We start from the raw sequence: 915 nt of genomic DNA, 5'->3' as shown, positions 1-915 counted from the left end.
CTCGGCGAACGTGCCGTCGGGGTTGAGCACGGTGTTGGCCTGCGCCTTGACGAAACGGTCTTCCTCGTCGGCGGTCAGGTAGTCGATCTGGTCGGTGACCTTGCCGTCGACGACCTTGCGGTAGGGCGTCTCGACGAAGCCGAAGGCGTTGAGCCGGGCATAGGAGGCCAGCGATCCGATCAGGCCGATGTTGGGGCCTTCAGGGGTCTCGATCGGGCACATCCGGCCGTAGTGGGACGGGTGCACGTCACGGACCTCGAAGCCGGCCCGCTCACGCGACAGACCGCCGGGGCCCAGCGCGTTCATCCGCCGCTTGTGCGTCAGCCCGGCCAGCGGGTTGATCTGGTCCATGAACTGCGACAGCTGGGAGGTGCCGAAGAACTCCTTGATGGACGCGACGACCGGGCGGATGTTGATCAGGGTCTGCGGCGTGATCGCCTCGACGTCCTGAGTCGTCATCCGCTCGCGCACGACGCGCTCCATGCGGGCCAGGCCCAGGCGCACCTGGTTCTGGATGAGCTCTCCGACGCTGCGCAGGCGGCGGTTGCCGAAGTGGTCGATGTCGTCGACCTCGACGGGGGCCTCCCCACTGGCACCCGGCATCATGTCCTCGCCGGCGTGCAACCTGACCAGATAGTCGATCGTGGCGACGATGTCGTCCTCGGTCAGGGTGTTCTGGGAGATCTCGGCGTCGCCCCCGAGCTTCTTGTTGATCTTGTAGCGGCCCACCTTGGCCAGGTCGTACCGCTTGGGGTTGAAGTAGAGGTTCTCCAGCAGGGTCTGCGCCGACTCCTTGGTCGGCGGCTCACCCGGCCGCAGCTTGCGGTAGATGTCGAGCAGGGCGTCATCCTGGCCGGCCGTGTGGTCCTTCTCCAGGGTGGCCCGCATCGACTCGTAGCGGCCGAAACGCTCGAG

Annotated in this window: 1 pseudogene; it reads right to left on the bottom strand. The window is 66.7% G+C overall.

Annotation, left to right across the window (positions count from 1 at the left end):
- Positions 1-915: pseudogene (locus E1295_RS48210) on the bottom strand (DNA-directed RNA polymerase subunit beta); the annotation flags it as partial.

The organism is Nonomuraea mesophila (assembly GCF_004352805.1).
GTDB classification, from domain to species: Bacteria; Actinomycetota; Actinomycetes; order Streptosporangiales; family Streptosporangiaceae; genus Nonomuraea; species Nonomuraea longispora.
The sequence above is the reverse complement of the archived record's forward strand: the minus strand, read 5'-3'. Positions and strand labels throughout refer to the sequence as shown.